Consider the following 8,088-nt stretch of genomic DNA (forward strand, 5'->3'; position numbering starts at 1 on the left):
TAATAGTGTACTATCTAACTAGTACACTATTATTTTGAGGTGAAAAACAAATGAATAGACGTTTTTGTGGCTTAATTCATCGTGAATGGCTGCAACAGATTAAAGGCTTTTACATAAATGCAATCATTTTGCTAACGATGGTTTTAATCATTCCATTCATTAGTACACGCTGGTTTGATGATTCATTACAGTATTTATCTTTAGTAATCTTACAAGCCATGTTTATGCTCGTTTTGATGCAATTTGTATTACCGTTTTTATTTACAATTAGCATCTATCAAGATAGTAAAAAAGCTGATATTTGGTTACACACACCGGAACCGTTTTGGAAATTAATTGGTATTAAAGTGATTTATTTCTTATTCATTGCCTTTTTACAATTGATGTTTATTGGTATTACCTTACTCATTGCCACACATTTAATACTTGATGAATCCGTTATTTGTTATATTCCAGCTTACTTTGCTACATTAGTTTTCTTATTATTTTTATTACTTACTTCTTTTTCTACTATGCTTATTCTTTTAAGTATTTTATTGCTATTACGACGTTATGTCGGACGCATTGCATATTTAATTATCTTTGTCGTATTATTGGCAGCTGTTATTTCCTTTAGCTCCTTCTCTGAAAGTGAGTTTTATAAAAACTTATTTGAGCATGGTTATTATATGAATATTGATTTTTCATTTCCTCAAATTGATCTCGGTCTTGATGCTTCTTTTAACGTTGCTACTAAATTTTATTTGTCTGAAATGATTTTTAATTTCATCCTCTTTATTGTGAGTTTATTAGTTGGCGTTCAATGGTTGGAAAGGGTGCTGAAGCGATGACAATACAATTCACTCGTGATTTACCTATTTATAGTCAACTTGTTAATCGTATTTGTAGTGAAATTGTACGCAATGAGCGATTACCGGGCAATAAACTCCCTTCAGTACGTGAGTATGCTTTAGAAGTTGGCGTCAATGTCAATACCGTACAGCGGGTGTATAAGGAGCTAGAGCAAATGGCTTTAACCGAAACAAAACGTGGACAAGGTACTTTCATTACTACAGATGACTCGGTGCTACTTGCATTAAGGGAAAAAATTAAACAACAAATTACCGAAGAGTTTGTGCGAAAAATCGAAGAACATGGCTTTAGTCATGATGAAATATTATTTGAACTACAAAAGTATCGAGGTGAACTTGATGATTAGCATGACAAATGTCTCTTACAAAATTCTTAACAAAGCTATCTTGAATACTATTAATTTGAATATTCCTGTTGGGAAGATCATTGGTTTGGCTGGGGAAAATGGAGCTGGTAAGTCTACATTACTCCGTTTGATGGCAGGTATTATACAAGCCGATCAAGGTTCGATACTACTAGATGGTCAGCGATTAACACATCAAAATGCTACTTCTATCGCTTTTTTACCTGATACAGATGATTTTTATCCGTATTTTTCAGGGCGCCACCTTTTCCAATTTTATCAAAGTCAGTTCGCTGATTTTAATATCGCAAAGGCCAATGAAATTGCTGCTTTTTTAGAAGTTAATTTACAACAAAAGATCAGCACTTTTTCAAAAGGGCAACGTGGTCGTCTGAAGATGGCTGTTACGCTCGGTCGCGAAGTACCGTATTACTTTATGGATGAACCGTTCTCTGGCCTTGATCCAATGGTAAGAGAATCGTTGATTAAAGGTTTAATCAAGTATACTGATGCTGAGACACAGACCATTGTCTTGTCGACGCATGAGCTATACGAAGTCGAACCGATATTAGATGCCTTGCTTCTGTTGAAAGATAGCAAAGTAATCGCCTTTGATACACTAGAAGAAATCCGCGAAGAATGGCAGCAAGATGCCGTTTCATGGATGAAAAAACAATATCGAAAGGATTGATTAAATGAACGCAATCGTAGAATTAAAAAATCTCAACAAGACGATTAAAGGTAAACATATTATCAAAGATGTCAATCTCTCTTTATATCCAGGACAAATCACTGGATTTTTAGGGCCTAATGGTGCTGGTAAAACAACAACTATTCGGATGATGACTGGTTTGATGGCCCCAACTAGTGGAGATGTTATGATCGATGGACAATCGATCACTAAAAACTATGAAAAAGCCATTAGTCAAGTTGGTGTAATTGTAGAAAATCCTGAAATGTATAAATTTATGACGGGATATAAGAACCTACAGCACTTTGCCAATATGCACCCGAATATTTCAAAACAACGTATTGATGAAGTGATTAAACAAGTAGGCTTAGAAAAAAGAATTAATGAAAAAGTGAGCACATATTCATTGGGTATGCGCCAACGTCTTGGTTTAGCGCAAGCTTTGTTACATAAACCAAAATTTCTAATTTTAGATGAGCCTACCAATGGACTTGATCCTGCTGGAATTAAAGAATTACGTGTTTATTTACGTCAAATTGCAGAAAAAGAACAGGTATCCGTGATTGTTTCAAGTCACCTATTATCTGAAATTGAATTAATGTGCGATAGAATTGCCATTATTCAAAATGGCGTATTAACAGATATACGTGAGATGAATCAACCTGAAGAAAGCTACTATCTTTTTGATATTCAAGAAGATGCTTCCACAATTTTAACGGAAAATAACTATGAGTTCACGCTAGATCAGTCCATTTATAAAGTTAAAACAGAACGTGCTCAAGTGCCCGAAATCATCGCGTTATTAGCACATCATAAATTGGCTATTTTCAGTGTTATTCCTTTCCACGAATCATTGGAAGACCAATTCTTAGCAATGACTGGAGGCGGACAAATTGATCAAACTAATCAAAAATGAATGGGTAAAACTTTGGGCTAAAAAAGCGACATGGGTTATGCTCATTATGTCCATTCTATCTATCTTCATACTATTAGGTGGTATGAAATGGATTTCTTCTTTAGACAATACAAATGACTGGAAAAAAAACCAGCAAATCACTATTAACGAAATGCAAAAAGAACTGGATAGTGGGCAATTAGATGCCAAAGAAGCTAAAATGTACAAAGATGATCTGACACTAGCTCACTATAAATTGGAGCATGACATCGATGATACTAATATGAATACTGGTGGCAGTTTCCTTAGTAATAGCAAATTTTTAGTGATGTTTATTTCTTTATTCTCCGTGATTGTTGCGGCAGGTATCGTATCCTTTGAATTTTCAACAGGAACGATCAAAATGCTCTTAACGCGTCCTATTGCTCGTTGGAAAATACTTCTGTCAAAATTACTGACAACTTTTATTTTTTCTATTACCTTAGGTTTGCTGACTTATGTGATTAGCTTGCTTTCTAGCCTTGTATTTTTCAGCGAAAAAGGTCAGATACTGACAGTTGTTGGCAATAAAGTAATCGAGAAAAGTCCAGCATTTGATGTACTAAAAGAATATGGTTTGGCATATGGTGAAATTACAATGTCTGTGCTATTCGCTTTCATGCTGGGGACATTATTCCGTTCTAGTTCTTTAGCAATTGGTTTAACATTATTTATCACATTTGCATCTGGAACATTTATTGCCCTATTAAGTCAATATACATTCGTTAAATACCTCTGGTTTAGCGTAACAGATTTATCAGGTATATTAGCAGATACTTCCTTCATTCCTGGCTTAACGATTGGTTTTGCGTTAACAATCATGGCCATCTATGCAGTGATCTTTATCATCGTTAGTTTCTTGATCTTTAATAAACGCGATGTAACAGCTTAATACGACAAACATGCTCAGTCCTTTATGAGCATGTTTTTTTATTTCCAATGCAAAATACTATACAAATAAATCCCAATAGTTAATAATTATGGTACTGTGCTATTAAATGGCAGAAATTCATATTGAAAAGAGGTACATATCATGTCCAAATCATTTACATTAAACAACGGTATTGAAATTCCATCGATTGGTTACGGTACTTTCCGTTCCCAAGAAGGTCAGGATTTAGCCGCCAACACGAAATTAGCAATCAAGGAAGGTTATCGTAGCATTGATACTGCCTTTATTTATAAAAATGAAACATCTGTCGGTCAAGGGATTCGTGAAGCCATTGAAGAAGGTATCGTTACACGCGAGGAACTTTTCATCACGACAAAAGTATGGAATGACGGTCTATCTTTTGACGAGACTCTTCAAGCGTATGATGATTCTTTAAAAAGACTTGGATTAGATTATGTAGATCTTTATTTGATTCATTGGCCAGGACAGGATGATCATTATATTGAGGTATGGAAAGCACTTGAAAAAATTTATGCAGAGGGCCGCGTTAAAGCAATTGGTGTATGTAATTTCCATGTCCGTCATCTTGAAAATTTATTAAGTCAAACAACAGTTATTCCAGCCATTAACCAAATTGAATTATCGCCTAAACTTACACAGGTAACTGTACGCAAATATTGTGAAAATCATTCTATTCGTGTTGAAGCCTGGTCACCACTGATGAATGGTGAATTATTAGATAACGACGTACTAACTAGCATCGCTAAGCAGTATAATAAAACAGCTGCTCAAATTATTTTACGTTGGGACATTCAATCTGGTATTGTAACCATTCCAAAATCAATGACTCCTTCTCGTATCGCTGAAAACTTAAATATTTTTGATTTTGAATTAAGCGCTGAACATATGGCTACAATCGATGCGTTAAACGAAGATTTCCATTATGGTTCAAATCCCGAAGTTTTCAATTTCGGCAAATAAATTTACGAGGATCTGTACCACAAGTATTAACGCTATTACAGCTATGTAAGGCGTATTAATACTTGTGGTACAGTTTTTGGTTCTGTTGCACAGTTTCATTTACAATCAAAAGAGTGAAAGTAGTTGATGGGCATTCAGCACAAAATCATAGGACAATTATTTTACGCTGTTAAACTTTGCAACAGAACCCTATTTTTTATATACACTACTCCTTTTCTTTAGAAAATCTGCCGGTCTTTCGTTATACTTGTTTTACGATATGATATAGGGGTGATTTTATGGCTAATATACAGGATATTCGAGATCAAACCAAAAAATTAAAACTTGAATTGACTCGCTTTATGATGAATTATAGTTTTGCACTTGATGAAATTGGCACAAAGGTCAAAATACTAAAAGAGGAATTTCATTTAATTCATGATTACAATCCTATTGAACATGTTAATAGTCGATTAAAAACACCAGAAAGCATCTTCAAAAAAATCCAACGTAAAAATCTATCCTTTGATCTTGATGTTATTAAAAATAACATCCAAGATATTGCGGGTATTCGTATTACCTGTTCTTTTGTGTCCGATATCTATCGCATTCAAGAGATGATTTCTAAACAAAGTGACATACAGGTTATCGATATCAAAGATTATATTAAAACGCCAAAATCATCAGGTTATCAGAGTTTACACCTTATTTTAAGCGTGCCGGTATTTTTATCTGATCGTGAGGAGAGCGTTTTTGTAGAAATGCAAATCCGCACAATTGCTATGGATTTTTGGGCAAGTTTAGAACATAAAATATACTATAAATATAAAAAAGAAATTCCAAAACATTTAACCGATGAACTACTCGAAGCCGCAAAAACTGCCGCTTTACTTGATATGAAGATGGAATCGCTCAATGATGAAATAAATATTTTAAAAGCGGCAGATCAAGAACCAATCAGCACCAGTATTTCTGCAGATGCTGCTCGACTTTATAGTGCATTGAAGGAAATTGATATGTCCCATTTTGAAGATAAATAATAATAAAAAATGATGTTAAGAAAAGAATGCATAAAGATCCCCTTTTGATAGATACTGTTAAAAAGACTACGATAATCTGTAGTTAACATACTATTTAAATGGGATTTCTTTATGACTAGAATGAATCGTTCATCTTCAAATAATATCGTTACATAAGAGACAGCAGACTAACATAAACAGGTTGATTTCCTTTTAAAAGAGCCTTATTTTAGCGATTCACCCAACGCATAAAATCTAAGGTGATCCACGTATAAAAATTGCCTTATGAGCTACAGGTTTCCATGAAATTTATAAGAGATGCTATCCATTAATGGGCGTGCCCTTGATAGTCAATCATTTCTAAAAGCGCTATATAGGGCAAAATCATGTGTCCTATACACTTGACCCTATACTGAAAAAATATTTAATCAGCATAGTCAAAGTTATTTATTCGTTACAGCTCGCACCTATTCCATATAGAATCGTCACTTGAGTAATAGGTACGTGGCATACTTTAAAAGCGAAATCTACTTGATTAGAAAGTAGAAGGACCTTTTTCAATAAAAAAATACCCCTTCGACAAGTACAACTGACTGCTAAAGAGGTAAATGAAAAATATTATTTTATCTAGTGAGCTCAATGTAGTACGATACTTGATTGTCCATATACAAGCTAATCAGATTCCACTTTAAATACATAGCCCTGTTCTTCCATTGCTTTTTTTAAAGCGGCCAATGCTTTTGGGCCGATACCATGTAAGCGTTGTAAGCTTTTTACATCGATATATTGTAGATCTTCTAATTTGTATAACTCCGCAGTATGCAGTGCACGAATCGCAGGTCGAGCTACTCCCTCTGGCCAATGATTCATTCATCAAGCCCTCCTTTTGTTTAATAATTTTATATTCATTTATTCAATAAAGTACAATACTTAGATTACCGTTTTTTTCTCTATCTAACTGTCCAATCTATCGCAATGATACGCAAAATCCTCGTTCATTAATATAGCACTTACAAATACAATATTTTAGCACAGTTTTAACAAAATTGTGAGATTTCTGTGTTTTTCTCAAAATAGATATGACAGATTTATGAATTTGTTATTTTTTTCTATAATCCTCATCGATTTATTCATAAATAAGCTATAGATTTTATCTTTTTCATTCTATACTACTAGCAGAGGTGATAAATCAAATGGATATCTTTTTGTTATTAAATATTGCAAGTATCATCGTTTATATTGTTGTCTTCCTACAAATGATCGACAACAAAAGACCATTCAATAAAAACAACCTCCATGTCATACTCGTTTTCGCAATCGGCTCCTACTTCTTTTCTGGTGAGTTTTTTGAAGGATTAAGAGGCAGTCTTGTTATTTTAATATTGCTTATTGATATTTGGATAGAACTAAACGCTTTAAAAAAACGAAAATCAAAGCAATAGTCGATTAATACGAAAAAGTATGTTATATTTAAATGTATCTGAATAAGAGGACGTGAACTTTTTGATTAAAATTGAATTACCAAAACCAGACGTAGTTATTCGTCAACGTGAACAAGTACTTAAAGAGGGCGAAGCTGTTATTTCTCCAATCTTTGGCTTCATCGATTTCCATGAGATCCCACGTGATAAAGGCGGAATTATTTTATTCTTTAATGCTGCCAATGATTTATTATTCGTAGGTAAAGCGCGTAAATTACGCCCAAGACTAAAAAAACATTTCTCTGATACGGTTTCACCTATTAAGGATCACCGTAAAGAAGTCGCTAAAATTGAAGTTTTCGTTATTGAAGATGCAATGGAACGTGAAATTTATGAAACGTATATGGTTAACAAATTACGTTCGAAATTAAATCCAGACAAAGCATTTTTTGAATAATACTTATATAAAAAGAGCGTAAAGATTAATTTCTTTACGCTCTTTTTATTGATTTTTTTGGGTTCTATTATATATGTTGCGGTATTAAAACAATTCACATTTTAGAAAAATAGACAGAAAAAAGCACAGGTTCATCAAATCTGATCCGTTAAATCACCTCTATTCAAATCAATTGCTGATGCAAAAACACATGAAGCGATTGAGACTGACGTATTTAATATTGATTAGATTATTTGCTAGTTGAATCATTTGAGTATAGCATTAAAATATACCTACTATACCTTTAATACGATTTCATTTTCGTAAATACACACTTTTTCACATAACGAAGTGAACGACGCTTACAACGCCAATAGGCAATCAAATAATTCATATAAAACCGTAGGTGATGCGAGGGCACTGAAAAACTTACGTTTTTTATGACGAGTTGATTTTTTAGATAAAAATAAGGCACTTTCTGTTCGATTTGAACAGAAAGTGCCTTATTTTATTGTCTATTTCTTACTCTTTTTCATTTAG

General features: G+C 33.5%; 10 protein-coding genes. 9 read left to right on the top strand and 1 reads right to left on the bottom strand.

The window, feature by feature from the left end; translation table 11 throughout:
• Positions 1–50: 50 nt before the first annotated feature.
• The 7 genes from DEX24_RS05945 (at position 51) to DEX24_RS05975 (ending at position 5,712) form a co-directional block, all read left to right on the top strand.
• Positions 51–830, top strand: a complete 780-nt coding sequence (locus DEX24_RS05945; RefSeq protein ID WP_109305490.1) for a hypothetical protein — start codon at positions 51–53, stop codon at positions 828–830.
• Positions 827–1,198 carry a GntR family transcriptional regulator gene (locus DEX24_RS05950; protein ID WP_109305491.1) on the top strand — a complete coding sequence of 124 codons (372 nt, stop codon included), beginning with the start codon at positions 827–829 and terminating at the stop codon, positions 1,196–1,198. Before DEX24_RS05945 ends, DEX24_RS05950 begins: the two co-directional genes overlap by 4 nt.
• Positions 1,191–1,886, top strand: coding sequence for an ATP-binding cassette domain-containing protein (locus tag DEX24_RS05955; RefSeq protein WP_109305492.1), 696 nt, complete (start codon positions 1,191–1,193; stop codon positions 1,884–1,886). The genes DEX24_RS05950 and DEX24_RS05955 overlap by 8 nt, the downstream gene beginning before the upstream one ends.
• Before the next feature lie 4 nt (positions 1,887–1,890).
• Entirely contained in the window at positions 1,891–2,802 is a 912-nt protein-coding gene (locus tag DEX24_RS05960) for an ABC transporter ATP-binding protein (protein WP_109305493.1), read from the top strand.
• Positions 2,780–3,712 carry an ABC transporter permease gene (locus tag DEX24_RS05965; protein ID WP_170112864.1) on the top strand — a complete coding sequence of 311 codons (933 nt, stop codon included), beginning with the start codon at positions 2,780–2,782 and terminating at the stop codon, positions 3,710–3,712. Before DEX24_RS05960 ends, DEX24_RS05965 begins: the two co-directional genes overlap by 23 nt.
• 141 nt (positions 3,713–3,853) lie before the next feature.
• Positions 3,854–4,693 carry an aldo/keto reductase gene (locus tag DEX24_RS05970; RefSeq protein WP_109305495.1) on the top strand — a complete coding sequence of 280 codons (840 nt, stop codon included), beginning with the start codon at positions 3,854–3,856 and terminating at the stop codon, positions 4,691–4,693.
• Between the two features lie 278 nt (positions 4,694–4,971).
• Positions 4,972–5,712 (top strand): GTP pyrophosphokinase, encoded by a 741-nt coding sequence (locus DEX24_RS05975; protein WP_109305496.1) that lies wholly within the window; start codon positions 4,972–4,974, stop codon positions 5,710–5,712.
• A gap of 651 nt (positions 5,713–6,363) precedes the next feature.
• On the opposite strand, the gene DEX24_RS05980 is transcribed toward DEX24_RS05975, so the two are convergent.
• On the bottom strand, positions 6,364–6,561 hold the full coding sequence (locus DEX24_RS05980) for a helix-hairpin-helix domain-containing protein (protein WP_109305497.1): 198 nt from the start codon (positions 6,559–6,561) through the stop codon (positions 6,364–6,366).
• A 323-nt stretch (positions 6,562–6,884) separates the two neighbouring features.
• On the opposite strand from DEX24_RS05980, the gene DEX24_RS05985 reads away from it, so the two are divergent.
• Both DEX24_RS05985 and DEX24_RS05990 read left to right on the top strand, forming a co-directional pair.
• Complete coding sequence (locus DEX24_RS05985) at positions 6,885–7,133, top strand: hypothetical protein (protein ID WP_109305498.1); 249 nt, start codon at positions 6,885–6,887, stop codon at positions 7,131–7,133.
• Positions 7,134–7,194: 61 nt separating this feature from the next.
• Positions 7,195–7,569, top strand: coding sequence for a nucleotide excision repair endonuclease (locus DEX24_RS05990; RefSeq protein ID WP_109305499.1), 375 nt, complete (start codon positions 7,195–7,197; stop codon positions 7,567–7,569).
• The last annotated feature ends 519 nt before the right edge of the window (positions 7,570–8,088 follow it).

The sequence above is a fragment of the Kurthia sibirica genome (genome assembly GCF_003143975.1).
Taxonomy (GTDB): Bacteria; Bacillota; Bacilli; order Bacillales_A; family Planococcaceae; genus Kurthia; species Kurthia sibirica.

What these genes read in the sequence shown, in the direction of transcription:
- DEX24_RS05960 (WP_109305493.1), top strand. Translation starts at nt 1,891, where the DNA reads ATGAACGCAATCGTAGAATTAAAAAATCTCAACAAGACGATTAAAGGT.
- DEX24_RS05955 (WP_109305492.1), top strand. Translation starts at nt 1,191, where the DNA reads ATGATTAGCATGACAAATGTCTCTTACAAAATTCTTAACAAAGCTATC.
- DEX24_RS05980 (WP_109305497.1), bottom strand. Translation starts at nt 6,561, where the DNA reads ATGAATCATTGGCCAGAGGGAGTAGCTCGACCTGCGATTCGTGCACTG.
- DEX24_RS05945 (WP_109305490.1), top strand. Translation starts at nt 51, where the DNA reads ATGAATAGACGTTTTTGTGGCTTAATTCATCGTGAATGGCTGCAACAG.
- DEX24_RS05970 (WP_109305495.1), top strand. Translation starts at nt 3,854, where the DNA reads ATGTCCAAATCATTTACATTAAACAACGGTATTGAAATTCCATCGATT.
- DEX24_RS05985 (WP_109305498.1), top strand. Translation starts at nt 6,885, where the DNA reads ATGGATATCTTTTTGTTATTAAATATTGCAAGTATCATCGTTTATATT.
- DEX24_RS05950 (WP_109305491.1), top strand. Translation starts at nt 827, where the DNA reads ATGACAATACAATTCACTCGTGATTTACCTATTTATAGTCAACTTGTT.
- DEX24_RS05975 (WP_109305496.1), top strand. Translation starts at nt 4,972, where the DNA reads ATGGCTAATATACAGGATATTCGAGATCAAACCAAAAAATTAAAACTT.